Source organism: Streptomyces sp. NPDC048825, from assembly GCF_043198355.1.
Lineage (GTDB): Bacteria > Actinomycetota > Actinomycetes > Streptomycetales > Streptomycetaceae > Streptomyces > Streptomyces xiangluensis.
The window spans coordinates 23392-40793 of the sequence record NZ_JBICUR010000019.1 but is presented as its reverse complement, the minus strand read 5'-3'; the positions used below and the strand labels follow the sequence as shown (position 1 = coordinate 40793).

Below are 17402 nucleotides of genomic sequence, written 5' to 3'. Positions count from 1 at the left end.
CTTGCTGTAGAGCTGTTCGAGCTTTGCCGGGCTCGTCGAGTGTAAATGTCGCCCACGCACAGGGAAGAGCCCGGCACCGCCGTTGGTGCCGGGCTCTTGCTTGTAGGGGACTACGCGCGACCGGCGGTCCGCTGAGTCTTCCGCGTGACGGAGTCGATCACGACCGTGGCCAGCAGGACGCTGCCCGTGATCATGTACTGGATCGGTGTGGCGATGCCCTCGAGGGCGAGCCCGTACTGGATCGAGGTGATCACCATGACACCGAGCAGCGCGTTCCATGTACGGCCGCGACCGCCGAAGAGGCTGGTGCCGCCGATGACGGCCGCCGCGATGACGTTCATCAGAAGGTCACCGGCACCCGCGCTCTGGTTGGCCGCCGCGATCTTCGAGGCCCAGAACAGACCGCCCACCGCCGCGAAGAAACCCGCGAGGGCGAACACCGAGATCCGTACCCCCGTGACGTTGATTCCCGCACGCCGGGAGGCCTCGACGCTGCCGCCGAGTGCGAAGATCTTGCGGCCGTAGCCCGTGCGGCGCAGCACGAAGTCCGTCAGCACCAGGACCAGGAGGAACAGCAGCAGCGCCAGCGGCAGGCCCTTGTACTGGTTGAACATGATCGCGGCGGCGAACGCGACGACCGCCAGCAGGCCCGTGCGCAGCACGATGTCGACGAGCGGCCGGGACGGGACGCCCGCGGCCTCGCGACGGCGGCTGTCCAGGAACGACGTGACGAAGAAGACGGCGACCGCGACCGTGGCGAGCCCGTATGCGGCCGCGACGTCCGAGAAGTAGTACGTCGTCAGCTTGCCGATCACACCGTCGCCGTCGAGGTTGATCGTGCCGTTCTCGCCCAGGAGCTGGAGCATGAAGCCGAGCCAGAACAGCAGGCCGGCCAGGGTGACAGCGAACGCGGGCGCACCGATCCTCGCGAAGAAGAAGCCGTGGAGCGCGCCCGCGACCGCGCCGCCGCCGAGGGCCATGAGCACGGCCAGCCACTCGTTCATGCCGTGCGTGACGCTGAGTACGGCCGCGATGGCACCCGCGACACCGCTGACGGAGCCGACCGAGAGGTCGATCTCACCGAGCAGCAGCACGAAGATGATGCCGACGGACATCATGCCGGTGGCGACCATCGCCACGGCGATGTTGTTGAGGTTCTCGGCGGACAGGAAGTTCGAGTTCAGGCTCTGGAAGATGACGGCGATGGCGATCAGGCCGATGACGACCGGGAGCGAGCCCAGGTCACCGCCGCGGATCTTGCGCTTGAACTCGATGACGTAGCCGGCGAAGCCGCGTTCACGCACGAGCAGCCGTGGGTCGACGGCGACGTCCGCGCCGGCGGCGGCCTCCGGGTTCTCGACCACTACGCCGGTGGTCGCCGGGGCGGTGTCCTGTGTCTTGTCGATACTCACTTCTATACCTCCCCGTTGCCGCGCGCCGCGCGACGGGTCACGGCGTTGTCCGTGGCGCCCGTGATGGCGGAGATGATCTCCTCCTGCGAGGTGGACTTGACCTCGAACACGCCGTTGTTGCGGCCGAGGCGCAGTACGGCGACCTTGTCGGCGACGGCCTTCACATCGGCCATGTTGTGGCTGATGAGGAGCACCGCGTGGCCGCGTTCGCGCAGCCGCTCCACCAGGTCGAGGACCTGCGCGGTCTGCTCGACACCGAGGGCCGCGGTGGGCTCGTCGAGGATGACCAGCTTGGGCTCGCCGAGCATGGAGCGGGCGATGGCCACGGTCTGCCGCTGGCCACCGGAAAGTGAGGCGATCGGGATGCGCACACTGGGGATGCGGATCGACAGCGTCTGCAGCAGCTCGCGGGAGCGGCGCTCCATCTCGACCTCGTCGAGCACGCCGCGCCTCTTGAGCTCGCGGCCCAGATAGAGGTTGCCCACGACGTCGATGTTGTCGCACAGCGCGAGGTCCTGGTAGACGGTCGCGATGCCCAGGTTCTGGGCGTCGTGCGGCTTGTTGATCTGGACGGACCTGCCGTCCCACTCGATGAAGCCCTCATCGATGGGGTGGACGCCGGCGATCGTCTTGACCAGCGTGGATTTTCCGGCACCGTTGTCGCCGACCAGGGCGACCACCTCACCGGCGTGGACCTCGAGCTCTACGTCGGTGAGCGCCTGGACGGCACCGAACCGCTTGGAGACCCCGCGCAACGCCAGCACAGGCGTAGCGGACACGTAAACCATCTCCTTCGCCGCCTGACCCGGCGGAGAGGTAGTACAGAAGTTTGGGAAGCTGTTCCGTCCGGCGCCCCGCGCGAGCTTGCGGGGCTGTTGGTGGCGGGGCGCCGGAGGGGCTTTGCGGACCTACTACTTGAGGCCGATCTGGTCGCAGGCGGCCTTGAACTTGGCCGTGCAGATCTCGTCGACCGTGTAGATGCCGTCCTTGATGACCGTGTCGTTGATGTTGTCCTTGGTCAGCGAGATGACCGGGACGAGGACCGAGGGGACGCCCTTGGTGGTCGGGCTGTCGACCTCGGTCTTGGCGATGGAGTCGAGCTTCTCACCCTTGGCGAGGGCGACGGCCATCTCCGCCGCGATGTCCGCCTCCTGCGGGTAGGGCTTGTAGACGCTCATGTACTGCTCACCCGCGACGATGCGCTGCACACCGGCGAGCTCGGCGTCCTGGCCGGTGACCGGCGGGATCGGGTTGACACCGGCGGCCTTCAGGGCGGTGATGATGCCGCCCGCCATGCCGTCGTTGGCGGAGTAGACGCCGACGATGTTGTTCTTGCCGATCGCGGAGATCGCACCTTCCATGTTGGCGTTGGCGTTCTCCGGCTTCCACTCCTTGGTGTCGTACGACTTGGCGATGGCGACCTTGCCCTCGAGCTGGGAGAGCGCGCCCTTCTTGAAGAGGGCTGCGTTCGGGTCGGTGACCGCGCCGTTCATCATGACGATCTTGGCGGAGGGCGTGGCCTTGTCGCCGAGGGCCTCCAGGAGCGCCTTGCCCTGGACTCGGCCGACCTCTTCGTTGTCGAACGAGACGTAGCCGTCGATGTCGCCCTGGGCAAGACGGTCGTACGCGACGACCGGGATGTCCGCCTCCTTGGCCCTGTTGACGGAGTTCTCGATGGCCTTGGAGTCCACCGCGTCCACGATCAGCACGTCCACCTTGTTGGTGATCATCGTGTCGACCTGCTGGTTCTGGGTGGTGGCGTCCTGCTTGGCGTTGGCGTAGACGATCTCGCCCTTGTTGTTCGTGAGCTCCTTGACCTTCTTCTCGATCAGGGGCTTGTCGAACTTCTCGTAACGCGCCGTCTGGTTCTCCGGAAGAAGGAGACCGACCTTGATCGCGTCGCCCTTGTTCGTGGCGGCTTCGTCGTTGTCGCCGCCGGCTTCCTCGGCGCTGCCACAGGCAGCCAGCGAGATGGCCATCGCACCTGCGGCAACGGCAACAGCGGCACGACGCATACGCGTATTCACTTCAGATACCTCCCTGACGAGGCCGCGACAGTGCGGCCGAGGTGGCTGGCAGTCAACTCGGCCATTAGTGCGACGTCAAGAAGTAAATCCTTAACGAGATGACAACGGTGCCATCCGTCCTCTAAGTGAAGGCGGGAGTCGCCGTGGGGAGGGTTCCATCCAAAAGGGTTGAATCCCCCATCTCGCTGAGTGCGAGAGCGAGAGCCCCAAGGACCTCCGCCCGGCCACCAAGTGCCCCTGGAAGAACGGACAGTTGACGCGCTGCGCTGGGGATCGCGTAACGGCCGACCGACTCCCTTATGGGCCCGAGCACCAGCTCACCGGCCTCGGCGAGATCACCGCCGAGGACGACCCGGCTCGGGTTGAGCAAGTTGCAGAGATTGGCGACTCCACTGCCGATGTGTCGGCCGACGTCGGCGATCACGCGACGGCAGCCAGGGTCGCCGTCCCGCGCCAGCCGTACGACGCCTTCCATGGTCAGATCCGTGCCGTGACTGGACTGGAGCAGCGGCAGTACATAGCGCGCGGCCGCGAAGGTCTCCAGGCAGCCCCGGTTTCCGCAGCGGCAGACGGGGCCGGACTCATCAAGAGTAATATGACCGATTTCTCCCGCCGTGCCACCCGGTCCGCGGTAAATACGTCCGCTGATCACCAGGCCGGCGCCGACACCGCTGGCGACCTTGATGTACGCCAGGTCCCGCACCCCCCGGCCGCTGCCCCAGACGAGCTCACCGAGGGCGCCGAGGTTGGCGTCGTTGTCCACGTGCACCGGTACGCCGAGCCGCCCCCGCAGCTCCTCGGCGGGCTTGGTACCGGTCCAGCCCGGCAGGATCGCGGTCGAGCCGAGGGTGCCGGACTCCACGTCGATCGGCCCCGGCACACCGAGGCCCACGCCCGCGATCTTGCTGCGGTCGACGCCGGTGGCCGCGATCAGCCTGCTGACCAGCTGTTCGGCCCGGTCGAGGCCCTGCGCGGCGGAGGCGTCCACATCGAGGGGTTCGGACTCCTCGGCGAGCACCTGATGCGCGAGGTTCCCGACTGCGACGCGCAAATGCGTGTGCCCGAAGTCGACCCCTATGACGATGCCGGCGTCGCCGCTCAGGCTGACGCTGCGGGCCCGCCGTCCGCCCGCCGATGTGGGCGTGACCTCGACCGTTCCGCCTTCCTTGAGCTCGCGGACGATGTTGGAGACCGTCGCCGCGGACAGGCCCGTCGTCCTCGCGATCTCCGCCTGGGTGAGCGATCCGGCCAGGCGCACGGCGCGTACGACCCGCTCGAGATTGGCTCGGTGCAGCGACGACTGCGACCCCGGAGTCTCCACGACGACCTCCTGCATACGGGGTCGCCTCGGCAGGACCCCGTCTATGTGCAACTAGTGAACTCTAAGCTGAGCTGTTTGGGCTGCCTCCCGTCAAGAGGTTGAGCGGAGGGGCGCATGCCGGCCCCCCGCACGCGCAAGGGCGGCCCCGGACCAATCCGGGACCACCCTTGCAAAGCGACCTGGCGGCCGAACCCGCTACTTCAGTGCGCCCGCCGTCAGACCCGCGACCACCTGGCGCTGGAAGATGATGTACGCGGCGAGGACCGGGAGCATGGCCATGACCAGGCCTGCGAAGAGTCCGGACCAGTCGCCCTTGTAGCCCTGGCTGACGGCGAGCTGCACGAGGCCCTGCGTGAGGACCTTGCGGTCCTCATCGGTGTTCAGAACTGTCGGCAGCATGTACTGGTTCCACTGTCCCAGGAAGTTGAAGATGCTGATGCTGATCAGGCCGGGCTTGGCCATCGGCAGCATCACCTGGAAGAACGTCCGCGTGTGCGAGGCGCCGTCCACGAACGCCGCCTCGGCCACCGAGGTCGGCAGCGTACGGAAGAAGGCCGTCATGAAGAACACGGTGAACGGCAGCGAGTACGCGATGTAGACCAGGATCAGCCCGGGCAGTGTGTTCAGCAGCGAAAGGTTCTGCAGGACGTAGAAGAGCGGAACCAGCGCCAGGATGATCGGGAAGCTCATCCCTCCGATGAAGAGGAAGTAGATGAGACGGTTCCCGGGAAACTCGAAACGCGCGAGGACGTACGCCGCCATCGAACCGAGCAGCATCGTGCCGACGAGCGAGAACCCCACCACGATCACCGTGTTGAGGAAGTAGTCGCTCATGTGCGCCTCGGTCCAGGCCCGCGACCAGTTCTCGAAGTGCAACGAGTCCGGCAGCGCCCAGGGCGAACTGAAGATGTCCCGGTCCGTCTTGAACGAGGTCATCACCGCCCACAGCAGCGGCATCACGACCATGAACGCCCAGAGGATGAGCATGCCGTGCGAGAAGAAGTTGAGGGTCCTGCCCTCGGACGGCTTGTCCAGCGGCCCGGGCACGGCCGTCGTCTTGGCGACGGGCGGCCGCTCGTCCGGGGTGACGTCGGCGGGAGGGGTGTCGGTCGTCTTCATAGTCAGTACTCCAACCGCTCGCGCCGGCCCAGCCTCATCACGACCGCCACGAACAGCAGCGTCACGATGAGCAGGGCAACACCGATCGTCGTCGCATAGGCGGCCTGGCCGTCACGGAACGCCTTCTGGTAGACGTACAGCGGCAGAACCGTCGTCGAATAGTCGGGGCCGCCGCCGTTCGGCCCCACGGTCATGATCTGCACCACCGCGAAGGACTCGGCGCCCAGCGCCAGGATGCCCATGTACGCCCAGCCGGACTGCACGGTGTCCCAGAGCAGCGGCAGGGTGATCTTGAAGAACGTGGTGATGCGGTTCGCGCCGTCGAGGAGTGCCGCCTCGTAATAGTCCTTGGGAATGGACGCCATTCCGGCGGAGAAGAGCACCACGAAGAATCCGACGGTGCACCAGACGAGAACAGCGAAGACACACCACAGTGCGAGATCGGGATCGCCCAGCCAGTTGGGCTGGACATTGTCCAGACCGACCGCCTTGAGCGCGGAGTTGAGCGCACCGCTGTTGGGGTTGTACGCGAACTGGAACAACAGCGCGACGATCGCGATCGACAGCACCTGCGGGAAGAAGTAGACGACCTTGTAGAAGGCCGAACCGCGTACGCCCGCGATCGCGGCGTTCTTCCTGCGCCGTCCGCCCACATTCAGCATGAAGGCGAAGAACAGCGCCAGTGTCAGCGTCACCAGCGGCAGCAGCACCACGAACATCACGCTGTGCTGGAACGACTTCCAGAAAACCTCGTCGTCCAGCATTCTCGTGAAGTTGGCGAAGCCCACCATCTTGAACTCGGGGCTCAGACCGCTCCAGTCCGTGAACGAATAGTAGATGGACTGGATGAAGGGCCAGATGACAAAAAGGATGTAAATCGCCAGGGGGGCCGACAAGAACCCCACGATGAAACGGTACTTACCGTGCTGCATTCCTACCGACCCGATCTTCCCGCGCCGCCGCCGACACCACGCATCGAGAGCGGGGGACCCCGGTCACGTCCCGGAGCCCCCCGCCGCGCTCACTGGTGCTTGTAGTGCTGGATGGAGTCGTCCTTGGCCGCCTCGTCGGCGTAACCCTGGATCTTCTTGATCGCCTCGGCCGGGGTGAGCCGCCCGGCCATCATCTCGCCGAGGCCACCAACGCCGATCTTCTCCTTCTGCAACGACACGTACCAGTCCTGGAGGCGCGGGTTGACCACGTTCTCGCCGGCCTTCTCCAGGGCCGCGACACCGGACTTCAGACCCGGGGTCAGCTCGATACCGTCGGTGCCGCCGTTGAACGCGGACAGCGACTTGACGGACGTGGTGAAGTTCTTCGACGACTCCTCGCTGAGCATGATGCGCAGCTGCTCCATGCCGCCATCGGGGTTCTTGGACTTCGCGGGGACGATGAAGGGCTCGCCGCCCGACGCCCAGATGGTGCCGAAGGGCATCTTGTCCGAGCTGTCGATGCCGGTGGGCGCGGACACCGCGAGGTCGAAGTCCTTCGGCATGGTCTTCGCCGCCTCGTTCTCCACCCACGAGCCGTTCGGGATGAAGAGCGCCTTGCCCTCGGTCCAGGCCGTCTGCGACTGGATGTGGTCCAGGCCCGGCGTGCCCTGGAGGATGTAGCCCTTCTTGTAGAGCTCGTAGTAGGCCTCGAAGCAGGTCTTGACCGCGGGGTGCTTCCAGGCGTTCGGCTCAAGGTTGTCGATGGCGTCGAGCGTCTCCCGGCCGCCGACCTTGGCGATCATCGGGTAGAGCGAGAAGGGGAGGTAGTACGGGTGCTTGCCCGCGTACGTCCAGCCCGCCATGCCCTTCTTCTTCGCCTTCGCGCAGACCGCGAGCATGTCGTCCCAGGTCTCCGGGTACGTGGCGTCCAGCGAGTCCAGGGCCTTCTGGGAGTACCACACGCCGTACACGGTGTACGCGTAGTACATGATCCAGACCGGGTCGCCGTCGAACTGCCCCATCTCGACGATGCCGGGCCGCAGCGTGTCGCGGACCTTCTTGTTCGGGTCGTCGACGGACGGCGCGTCCAGCAGCGGCGTGAGGTCGGCGAGCTGCTTCTTGCCGACGAGGACGCCCATGTCCATCTGCTCGGCACCGGAGTTGTCGATCAGGTCCGGCGGGGAGCCCTGGTTGAAGCGCGGCTGGAGAACCGACTGGATCTTCTGGGTGGCGGAGAACTTGACCTTCGCGTCCGGGAACTTCTGCTCGTAGACCGCCTTGGCGTCCTCGGCGTACTTCGTACCGAAACCGCCGTCGAAGATGACGATCTCCAGCGGAGCGCTCTCGTTGACGGCGAGCGGGTTCTCCGCGGTCTTCTTGCCCTTGTCGACCTTCTCCTCGCTGTCGCTGTCACCACCGCTGGCGCACGCGGACAGGAAGCTCATCGTGGGCACGGCGATCAGGCCGAGTGCGGCGGACCGCTTGATCAGATCACGCCGGCCCAAACCTTCATGGCCGCTGTGGGCGGAAGTGGATCCCATGCTCAAGTCCTCGCCTTCTCCAGGACTCAGGCGGTGAACCGGATCCTCCCGGGCACCGCGATGATGTGCTGCGTTTTCCCAGCGACGCATGGCCGAAAAGCGACTGCGTCACGGGCCGGACTCCCGGCCCTGAGGCCGGGTAGGACGACGTACTTGGTGCGCCCCTGCGAGGGGTTTCGGTTGAACTCGGGTCGGGCGGCGCCACCCACGGATGGAGGAGCGACCTTGCGGACGCTGACAGGTATAGTCCACTTCCCGATGCGGGGGCAAGATCGAATGCAGGTTCGGTCGGCAGTCTTTCCCGAGTTGAGATCTCGCGGATATATGACACGCCCTTGGATTCCCCATGGACTCTTTGAACCTCTCCTGACCTCGGCCAATTGAGTGATGCCGGCAACTCGCGGCTCCTGACATCGCATACGCCTCTTCAACACTCTTGACACCGCTGACCACTTGACGCCCTACTGGACCCCGCACAGCGGATTGACAACGTTGTCCACTTCGCGAGGGATTCTGGTAGATGCAGCACAGATCTCGGCACAGATGGGGTTCCACGGCATTTCTCGGCGCTACGGCATTAGCCCTGGTGGTGGCCTCACAGGGCGCCGCCGTCGCCCGGCCGGGCCAAGCGGCGGCGGCCGACCGGGAGTTCGCCTCCTCATTCGAGGCGGACGATCCGGCCCCCGACTGGCTCAATACGGTCGATACGGCACCTGACGGCACGAAACGCTCCTCGGGCGTGGACGGCGGCTACAGCACCGGCATCCCCGGCAATGTCACCGAACACGTCACCGACGTCCGGGCGAGCGGCGAGAACACGGGCGGCGGCGAGGTCAAGGAGAACCTCGTCGACGTCGAGTCGAGCACCAAGTGGCTGACTTTCGCCCCCACCGGCTGGGTGGAGTTCGATCTGGACGCCCCGGTCAAGCTCGTCACCTACGCGCTGACGTCGGCCAACGACCACGACGAGCGCGACCCCGTGGACTGGACCCTGAAGGGCTCCACGGACGGCAAGGACTGGAAGACCCTCGACAGTCGCACGGGCGAGTCCTTCGGCAAACGGTTCGAGACGAAGTCGTACGACCTCGCCGCCCCGGCCGAGTACCAGCACTTCCGGCTCGACATCACCAAGAACAACGGCGCCCCCGACGCCGTACAGCTCGCCGACGTGCAGTTCTCCACCGGCGGCGGCGAAGAGCCCGCTCCCAGGGACATGCTCTCCCTCGTGGACAAGGGGCCGAACGGCTCCCCGACCGCCAAGGCGGGCGCGGGCTTCACCGGCAAGCGGGCCCTGCGGTACGCGGGGGCGCACAAGGCGGACGGCCGCGCCTACTCGTACAACAAGGTCTTCGACGTGAACGTCGCGGTCGGGCGTGACACGGAGCTGGCATACCGGATCTTCCCGTCGATGGCGGACGGCGACCGCGACTACGACGCCACGAACGTGTCCGTGGACCTGGCCTTCACGGACGGCACCTATCTGAGTGACCTGCGCGCCACCGACCAGCACGGGTTCGCGCTGACGCCGCAGGGGCAGGGCGCCGCCAAAGTCCTGTACGTCAACCAGTGGAACAACGTCGTCTCCCGCATCGGCTCCGTCGCGGCCGGCCGGACGGTCGACCGGATCCTGGTCGCGTACGACTCCCCGAAGGGCCCCGCGAAGTTCCGCAGCTGGCTGGACGACGTCGCGCTGAGCGTCAAGAAGCCGGAGAAGCCCAAAGCGCATCTGTCGGACTACGCCTCGACCACGCGCGGCACCAACTCCAGCAACGGCTTCTCGCGTGGCAACAACTTCCCCGCGACGGCCGTGCCGCACGGCTTCAACTTCTGGACTCCGGTCACCAACGCGGGCTCACTCAGCTGGCTGTACGACTACGCGCGTGCGAACAACGCGGACAACCTGCCGACCATCCAGGCCTTCAGCGCCAGCCACGAGCCCAGTCCATGGATGGGTGACCGGCAGACGTTCCAGGTGATGCCCTCGGCCGCCTCCGGCACGCCGGACATCGACCGCACGGCCCGCGCGCTCGCCTTCAAACACGAGAACGAGACGGCGCGCCCGTACTACTACGGGGTCCGCTTCGAGAACGGCCTCAAGGCGGAGATGGCGCCGACGGACCATGCGGCGGCCCTCCGCTTCACGTATCCCGGTGACGACGCGAGCGTGCTCTTCGACAACGTCACCGACCAGGCCGGGCTGACACTGGACAAGGAGAACGGGGTCGTCACGGGCTACTCGGACGTGAAGTCCGGACTGTCGACGGGCGCGACGCGGCTCTTCGTGTACGGGGTCTTCGACGCGCCGGTGACCGACGGGAGCTCCTCCGGCGTCAAGGGCCACCTGCGCTTCGACGCGGGCGCCGACCGCACCGTCACCCTGCGCCTGGCGACCTCCCTCATCAGCGTCGACCAGGCCAAGGACAACCTCCGCCAGGAGATCCCGGACGGCACGTCCTTCGACACCGTCAAGTCGCGCGCCCAGAAGCAATGGGACCGGATCCTCGGCAAGGTCGAGGTCGAGGGCGCCACACCGGACCAGCTCACGACGCTGTACTCCAGCCTCTACCGGCTGTACCTCTACCCCAACTCCGGCTTCGAGAAGGTCGGTTCGAAGTACCAGTACGCCTCGCCGTTCTCGCCGATGCCCGGCCCCGACACGCCCACGCACACCGGGGCGAAGATCGTCGACGGCAAGGTGTACGTCAACAACGGCTTCTGGGACACCTACCGGACGACCTGGCCGGCGTACTCGCTGCTCACCCCTCGCCAGGCGGGTGAGATGGTCGACGGTTTCGTGCAGCAGTACAAGGACGGCGGCTGGACCTCGCGCTGGTCCTCGCCCGGGTACGCGGACCTGATGACCGGCACCTCCTCGGACGTGGCGTTCGCGGACGCGTACGTGAAGGGTGTCGGCTTCGACGCCAAGTCGGCGTACGACGCGGCCCTGAAGAACGCAACCGTCGTCCCGCCGTCCTCGGGCGTCGGCCGCAAGGGCATGACGACCTCCCCCTTCCTCGGCTACACGAGCACCGAGACGCACGAGGGCCTGTCCTGGGCCCTCGAGGGCTACCTCAACGACTACGGCATCGCGAAGATGGGCCAGGCCCTCTACAAGAAGACGGGCGAGAAGCGCTACAAGGAGGAGTCCGAGTACTTCCTCGACCGGGCTCAGGACTACGTCAGCCTCTTCGACTCGAAGGCCGGCTTCTTCCAGGGCCGCGACGAGAAGGGCGACTGGCGGGTCGAGTCGTCCAAGTACGACCCCCGCGTGTGGGGCTACGACTACACCGAGACGAACGGCTGGGGGTACGCCTTCACCGCGCCCCAGGACTCGCGCGGCCTCGCGAACCTGTACGGCGGACGGTCGGAGCTCGCGGAGAAGCTCGACGAGTACTTCGCGACCCCCGAGACCGCCTCGCCCGAGTTCAAGGGCTCGTACAGCGGCGTCATCCATGAGATGACCGAGGCGCGGGACGTACGGATGGGCATGTACGGGCACTCCAACCAGGTGGCCCACCACGTCAACTACATGTACGACGCGGCCGGCCAGCCCTGGAAGACCCAGAAGAACGTGCGCGAGGTCCTCTCCCGCCTCTACACCGGCAGCGAGATCGGCCAGGGCTACCACGGCGACGAGGACAACGGCGAGCAGTCGGCCTGGTACCTCTTCTCGGCGCTCGGCTTCTATCCACTGGTCATGGGCAGCGGCGAATACGCCGTCGGCTCACCGCTGTTCACCAAGGCGACCGTGCATCTGGAGAACGGCAAGGAGCTGGTGGTCAAGGCCCCGAAGAACAGCGCGAAGAACGTGTACGTACAGGGGCTGAAGGTCAACGGCCGTACGTGGACGTCGACTTCGCTTCCGCACTCGCTGATCTCCCGCGGCGGCGTTCTGGAGTTCGACATGGGGTCGAAGCCGTCGTCGTGGGGCACGGGGAGGAACGCGGCACCCCCGTCGATCACGCAGGACGACAAGGTGCCGTCGCCGCGGGCCGATGTCATCGAGGGGGAAGGGGCGTTGTTCGACAACACCTCGGCGACGGGTGAGGCTGCGGCCTCCGTCGATCTGCCAATTCCCAAGGTGGCAAAAGCGGTTCAGTACACACTGACGTCCTCGGACCGCGCGAAGGCACCCAAGGGCTGGGTCCTCCAGGGCTCCCCCGACGGCAGCACGTGGAAGGACCTCGACAAACGCTCCGGCGAGTCCTTCACCTGGGACAAGCAGACACGCGCCTTCTCGGTCGCCAAGCCGGGGACGTACGAGCGCTACCGGCTGGTCCTCGACGGCGAGGCGACGCTGGCGGAGGTGGAGCTGCTGGCCTGAGGCACGCCGGTCCAATCCCCCACGGGAAGGGCGGGCGCGGAGGAACTCTCCGCGCCCGCCGCGCGTCAACGGCGAGCCGTGGCAGTCTCACTTCGGGTGACGCTACCGTCGTACACAAGACCATGACGCGCACCGGCGTCCACACTCTTGTCCATGGGAGCAGTGATGACCACACCCCAGCGGGGACGGGCCACCGAGGACAACTGGATGTTCCCGCCGACCCTCGGCTGGACCTTCGACCAGGTCAAGCACTTGGAGCTGCCCTTCGACTGGGAACTTGTGGACGGAGTGATCGTGGCCCGTGGGCAGACCAACGTCTGGCACAACGAGGTACGGGACGGCATCGGCGACGCCCTCAAAGCGGCACGCGTATCGCCGTATCGGGTCCTGACCGAGCAGTGCGTGATGGTGGACGACCAGAACGTCTCCAAGCCCGACGTGATTGTCTACGACCCCCGGAAACTGAACCTCTTCGAGGCTGATTGCATCCCCGTGGCAAAGCTCGCCCTTGCCATCGAGGTGGTATCCCCCGGTTCCCGCCAGGACGACCGGGTGCGCAAGCCCGCGCTCTTCGCCACAGCCAAGGTTCCTTGCTACTGGCGCGTGGAACTCGACCGGGATCAGCAGCTCACCGTGCACGAGTACTGGCTCAACGCGGACACGCGCTCGTACTTCCCTGCTCCCCTGCACCCAGTGCACCACGACAAGCTCGTCACCGAGATGCCGTTCCCGGTCGAGATCGATCTCGACGCACTCGTCGCGTTCTGACAAGCCGCTCCCGTCAGCCGACCCGACACGCGAGGGCGGTCGCCGCATCACCCCCGGAGCCCTCGACCACGTACCCGAACGTCGTGCTTTCTCCCGGATCCAGCGAGCCGTTCCAGTTGGCGTTGTGGACCATCACGTTCTGACCGGAGTAGGTCGCGTTGCCGCTCCACAGGCTCTCGACCTTCTGACCGCTGGGCAGCGTCCAGTCGACCATCCAGCCCAGCATCGGGACGTCGCCGGTGTTGGTGACGGTCACCTGGGACTGGTAGCCGCCGTTCCAGCTGCCCGTCGTCTTGCGGGTGGCCGTGCAGGTGCCCGGCACCGGCTCTGTGGGGTTGCCCGGCTCGCGGATGCCTGTGACCTCGCCGTTTCCGCCGTCGAAGACGACGTCGGAGCAGGAGTAGAAAGTCTCCTGGCTGTCGGAGCGCTGCCACACCATGTAGATGAGGTGGCGTCCTGACTTGCCGTCAGGGAGCTTGCCGGACCAGGAGTAGTTGGCCTCGACCGTGCCCGGGCTGCCGTTGAGCGGCGGGTGGTCGACGGTCAGGAACGGCTGCTCCTCCATGTCGTCCCAGGTGAGCGCCTTCTTGGGGTCGAAGCCGTCCTTGGTGATGTACACGTAGAACCAACCCGGGTGCGCGGCCCACGCGTTGTACGAGAAGTCGACGGTCGCGCCCGAGGTCAGATGCGTCAACGGCCAGCTGTCGCTCGGGGTGTTGAAGCCGGTGAAGTTGGTGTTGCCGCCGCTGCACAGCTCGCCGTCGGGCACGAAGCCGCGAGTGCGGCCCGCACCGTCCGAGCGGAGTACGGAGAACCAGTTGTAGAACGGCGTCGTGCCGCTGACCTGCTGCGCCGCCTTGCACGCCGGGTTGACCGGCTTGATCTCACCGGTGTCGGTCAGGCCGTCCTGCCAGCACAGGAAGGTGCGGCTGCCGGGCTTCATGGGGGTGCCGTGAGCCTCCGCCTCGCCGCCGGACGCGACCACGAGGCCGAGCGCGGGGACGGTGACGACGAGGGCGAGCAGCACAAGGAGCCATGCTCTGAGGCGAGTTGGTGCCGGTAATGGAAGTAGTCGAAAACTGCTCATGACGTACGTCCCTTCGCGCTGCGGATGTGGGGTCGCTGCGGTTCTGTGAGGACGTGCGGGTGAGGTGGGAGGGCCCCGGTGGTTCGGGCAGGTTCCGGTCCGCCCCTCCATGGGAGCGCTCCCACCTCACTCGTGGTGAAGATAGCGCCGAGCGGCCGACTTGTAAACGCCTGGCACCCAAGGGGCGGCGGACGGCGACACCGGCTACGGCATGGCGTCGCCGTACGCCGAATTCGCACGCCGCCGGGGCTGGTTGCGGCCCGACCAGGTGGTGGACGGCGACAGTACGCGGCGCTGCGCGACGGGGTGCGGGTGTGGGCCGGCACGGACCGGTCGTGGGCGGACGTGACGACCACGTTCGGCGAGCCGTCGGTGTTCTTCGGCGGGACCAGCCCCCTGTACGGCAGGGCACTCGGCTACCTCGGCGAAGACGCGGACGCGGACGCCCCGATGTCGTCTTCCACGCGGGTTCCGTCGATCCGTCCCTGCCTCAGGCCTGGTCGGCCCCGGCCGAACGGTCCCCGTTGCTCGCGGTGCGCTTCGGTGACGGCCCCTTCCGCGAGTCGTTCACCTTCACCCCGGAGGGGGTGCGGCGGCAGCCGGAGCCCACGGGCTGAACAGGGTCACGCCGACGGACGGTCCGGGCGTACGGAGAACGCCGTGTCGCCCGCCACGGCCACGATCGCGTCCTTCACGAGCAGCACGCTCGGGATCCTGTCCTGCGCCGACGTACCCGGGTCGTCCAGCTTGTCCGTGGTCTACCGTACGGCGCCGGTTTCCCGGTCGAGGGCGAGGAGGCGGCCGTAGCGGTTGGCGAAGTAGAGGTGGTCGTACGTCGTCGACATCACTGGCGCCGACAGGTTCTCGATCTGCGTCCCCCGCTGCCACAGCCGGGCGCCGTCGGTCGCCCTGTTCGCGGTGACGGTCCCGTCGGGCCTGACGAAGTACACGACGCCGTCGATGAGGGTGGCCGTGCCGCGCGGGGTACCCGCCAGCGGGGTCCGGACGGCGGCACCGCTGGACGGGTTCACCCGCAGCAGAGTCTTGTACGCCTCGTCCCGCCCGTCATTGGACTCCCACTCCGCCTGCTGCGGCAGCGCGAACAGCGGCTGCCCGTCGACGACGCCGAGCGGCACCGCGCCCAGGGGCAGGGCGTCGAGTTCTTGGGGCGTGCCGTCGGCCGGGTCGAGGCGCACCAGGCCGGTCGGTCCCTGAGTCGGGTCGTCCGCGTCGGCGCACACGCCGTAGGGGACGCCGCCCAGGACCAGCGCGTCGCAGGCGGTGCCGGCCGACGATGTCGCCGGTGTGCGCCACAAGTCCTTGCCCGTCCGGGCGTTGACAGCGACGAACTCCGCTGCCCCCTCCGGCATCGCCAGAACGCCGCCGTCGAACAGGGCGACGGTACGGCCCGCGTCGACCGCCCGTGTCCAGAGCCGCTTCCCGGTGTCGGCGTCGAGGGCGAACAGCCGCCAGGTCGACTGCACCTCCGTCACGTCCGGCATGTCGGCCCCGTACACGATCCCGTCCCGGACGCCGAGGGGCCGATCGGTGGACTGGGGGCTGCTGCCGAAGCGCCACGCGATGCGGCCCGAGGCGGCGTCGATCCGGGCGACCGTGAAGCCGGTCCCCGCGCAGTACACCGAGGATCCCCCGGCCACACAACCGGAATCCACACTGTCCACGTTGACGATCACGGACTCGTCCTTCACGGCCCGGACGAGGCTCGCCTGCCAGGGCTGCCAACCGGTGGGAAGCGCCGGGCCGGGGGACGCGGACCTACGCGCACCGGGCGTGCCCTCGGTGGTCTTCACGTTCGACACCAGGTGGTACACCGACACGCCGACCACCGTCACGGCGAGGGCCACGGCCAGGACGACGAGTCGACGCGCCCGGCTTCCACGGCGGGCGGGACCTGCCACGGCCGTCGTGGCACCGTGCCGCCGCGCGGCCCGCCGGCCTCCCGGCACAGTCGGCGGACCCGCCGCTACCGAGGTGCCGGGCGCAGTGTCCGAGAGAGTCATGAACAACTGGTGCAGGTCGTCCAGTCGGGGCCGCGCGGCCGGGTCCTTGTCCAGACAACGCTCGACGATGCCCAGCAGCGGCTCGTGCACACCGTCCAGGGCGGGTTGCTCGTGAACGACCTGATAGCCCGTCATGTACGGGCTGGCGCCGTCGAAAGGACGGTTGCCCGTGGCCGCGTACACCAGCAGTGAACCCAGCGAGAACACGTCCGAGGCGGCGGTGACGTCCCGGGGCGAGGCGAACTGCTCCGGGGACATGAAGGGCGGGGTGCCGATCAGCCGTCCGGTCACGGTGAGGGCCTGGTTGTCGGCGGCGCGCGAGATGCCGAAGTCGATGACGCGCGGGCCGTCCTCGGCCATCAGGACGTTGCTCGGCTTCAGGTCCCGGTGCACCACCCCCGCCCGGTGGATGTCCCGCAGCGCCTCGACAAGGCCCAGCGCCAGCGTGCGCAACTCGCCACCGCCCAGAGCGCCTTCCTTGGCAACGCTGTCCTCCAGCGTGCGGCCCGGCACGTACAGCGTGGCCATCCACGGGAGTTCGGCGTCGGGATCGGCGTCCACCACCGGGGCGGTGAACGCCCCGCTCACCCGGCGGGCCGCCGCGACCTCCTGGCGGAAGCGGGTCCGGAACTCCTCGTCCTGCGCGTACTGCGCGTGGACGACCTTGACCGCGACATGGCGCCCGGAGGCGGCGCGGGCCAGGTAGACGACGCCCATGCCGCCGCTGCCGAGCCGGTCGAGCAGCGTATAGCCGCCTATGGACCCGATGGGCTCCGATTCCCCGGTGCTCAGCGGCGTATGCCGTTCGCCCATCGTAAATCCCCCGTGTCGCACGGCTGTTCAGCCGCAT

The 17402-nt window shown here is 67.3% G+C and carries 11 protein-coding genes; 2 read left to right on the top strand and 9 right to left on the bottom strand.

Translation table 11 applies throughout. The features are described from left to right. Window positions 1-110: 110 nt before the first annotated feature. The 7 genes from ACGFNK_RS35900 to ngcE form a co-directional block, all read right to left on the bottom strand. On the bottom strand, window positions 111-1412 hold the full coding sequence (locus ACGFNK_RS35900; RefSeq protein WP_386355975.1) for a sugar ABC transporter permease: 1302 nt from the start codon (window positions 1410-1412) through the stop codon (window positions 111-113). 2 nt (window positions 1413-1414) lie between these two features. Continuing rightward, the gene (locus ACGFNK_RS35895) at window positions 1415-2200 is read right to left on the bottom strand and encodes an ATP-binding cassette domain-containing protein (RefSeq protein WP_386355973.1); all 786 of its coding nucleotides are present in this window, start codon (window positions 2198-2200) and stop codon (window positions 1415-1417) included. 123 nt (window positions 2201-2323) lie between these two features. Continuing rightward, window positions 2324-3427, bottom strand: coding sequence for a sugar ABC transporter substrate-binding protein (locus ACGFNK_RS35890; protein ID WP_393422990.1), 1104 nt, complete (start codon window positions 3425-3427; stop codon window positions 2324-2326). 133 nt (window positions 3428-3560) lie between these two features. Further along, on the bottom strand, window positions 3561-4760 hold the full coding sequence (locus ACGFNK_RS35885) for an ROK family protein (protein WP_386355970.1): 1200 nt from the start codon (window positions 4758-4760) through the stop codon (window positions 3561-3563). 195 nt (window positions 4761-4955) lie between these two features. Then, a complete protein-coding gene (locus ACGFNK_RS35880; protein WP_393422769.1) occupies window positions 4956-5879 on the bottom strand; it encodes a carbohydrate ABC transporter permease in 924 nt (307 codons plus the stop codon). 2 nt (window positions 5880-5881) lie between these two features. Beyond that, window positions 5882-6811: a carbohydrate ABC transporter permease gene (locus tag ACGFNK_RS35875; protein ID WP_393422767.1), complete on the bottom strand. Its 930-nt coding sequence runs from the start codon at window positions 6809-6811 to the stop codon at window positions 5882-5884. Window positions 6812-6900: 89 nt separating this feature from the next. Then, the gene (gene ngcE / locus ACGFNK_RS35870; protein ID WP_393422765.1) at window positions 6901-8352 is read right to left on the bottom strand and encodes an N-acetylglucosamine/diacetylchitobiose ABC transporter substrate-binding protein; all 1452 of its coding nucleotides are present in this window, start codon (window positions 8350-8352) and stop codon (window positions 6901-6903) included. 520 nt (window positions 8353-8872) lie between these two features. Here ngcE and ACGFNK_RS35865 point away from each other — a divergent pair. Beyond that, window positions 8873-12676, top strand: coding sequence for a GH92 family glycosyl hydrolase (locus ACGFNK_RS35865; protein ID WP_393422763.1), 3804 nt, complete (start codon window positions 8873-8875; stop codon window positions 12674-12676). A gap of 153 nt (window positions 12677-12829) precedes the next feature. After that, window positions 12830-13444 (top strand): Uma2 family endonuclease, encoded by a 615-nt coding sequence (locus ACGFNK_RS35860; RefSeq protein ID WP_393422761.1) that lies wholly within the window; start codon window positions 12830-12832, stop codon window positions 13442-13444. Between the two features lie 13 nt (window positions 13445-13457). Here ACGFNK_RS35860 and ACGFNK_RS35855 read toward each other — a convergent pair whose 3' ends face one another. Beyond that, a complete protein-coding gene (locus ACGFNK_RS35855; RefSeq protein ID WP_393422759.1) occupies window positions 13458-14531 on the bottom strand; it encodes a lytic polysaccharide monooxygenase in 1074 nt (357 codons plus the stop codon). Between the two features lie 758 nt (window positions 14532-15289). Beyond that, entirely contained in the window at window positions 15290-17365 is a 2076-nt protein-coding gene (locus ACGFNK_RS35850; protein WP_393422757.1) for a PQQ-binding-like beta-propeller repeat protein, read from the bottom strand. Window positions 17366-17402 lie beyond the last annotated feature (37 nt).

What these genes read in the sequence shown, in the direction of transcription:
- ACGFNK_RS35890 (WP_393422990.1), bottom strand. Translation starts at nt 3,427, where the DNA reads ATGCGTCGTGCCGCTGTTGCCGTTGCCGCAGGTGCGATGGCCATCTCG.
- ACGFNK_RS35865 (WP_393422763.1), top strand. Translation starts at nt 8,873, where the DNA reads ATGCAGCACAGATCTCGGCACAGATGGGGTTCCACGGCATTTCTCGGC.
- ACGFNK_RS35895 (WP_386355973.1), bottom strand. Translation starts at nt 2,200, where the DNA reads ATGGTTTACGTGTCCGCTACGCCTGTGCTGGCGTTGCGCGGGGTCTCC.
- ACGFNK_RS35860 (WP_393422761.1), top strand. Translation starts at nt 12,830, where the DNA reads ATGGGAGCAGTGATGACCACACCCCAGCGGGGACGGGCCACCGAGGAC.
- ngcE (WP_393422765.1), bottom strand. Translation starts at nt 8,352, where the DNA reads ATGGGATCCACTTCCGCCCACAGCGGCCATGAAGGTTTGGGCCGGCGT.
- ACGFNK_RS35875 (WP_393422767.1), bottom strand. Translation starts at nt 6,811, where the DNA reads ATGCAGCACGGTAAGTACCGTTTCATCGTGGGGTTCTTGTCGGCCCCC.
- ACGFNK_RS35855 (WP_393422759.1), bottom strand. Translation starts at nt 14,531, where the DNA reads ATGAGCAGTTTTCGACTACTTCCATTACCGGCACCAACTCGCCTCAGA.
- ACGFNK_RS35880 (WP_393422769.1), bottom strand. Translation starts at nt 5,879, where the DNA reads ATGAAGACGACCGACACCCCTCCCGCCGACGTCACCCCGGACGAGCGG.
- ACGFNK_RS35850 (WP_393422757.1), bottom strand. Translation starts at nt 17,365, where the DNA reads ATGGGCGAACGGCATACGCCGCTGAGCACCGGGGAATCGGAGCCCATC.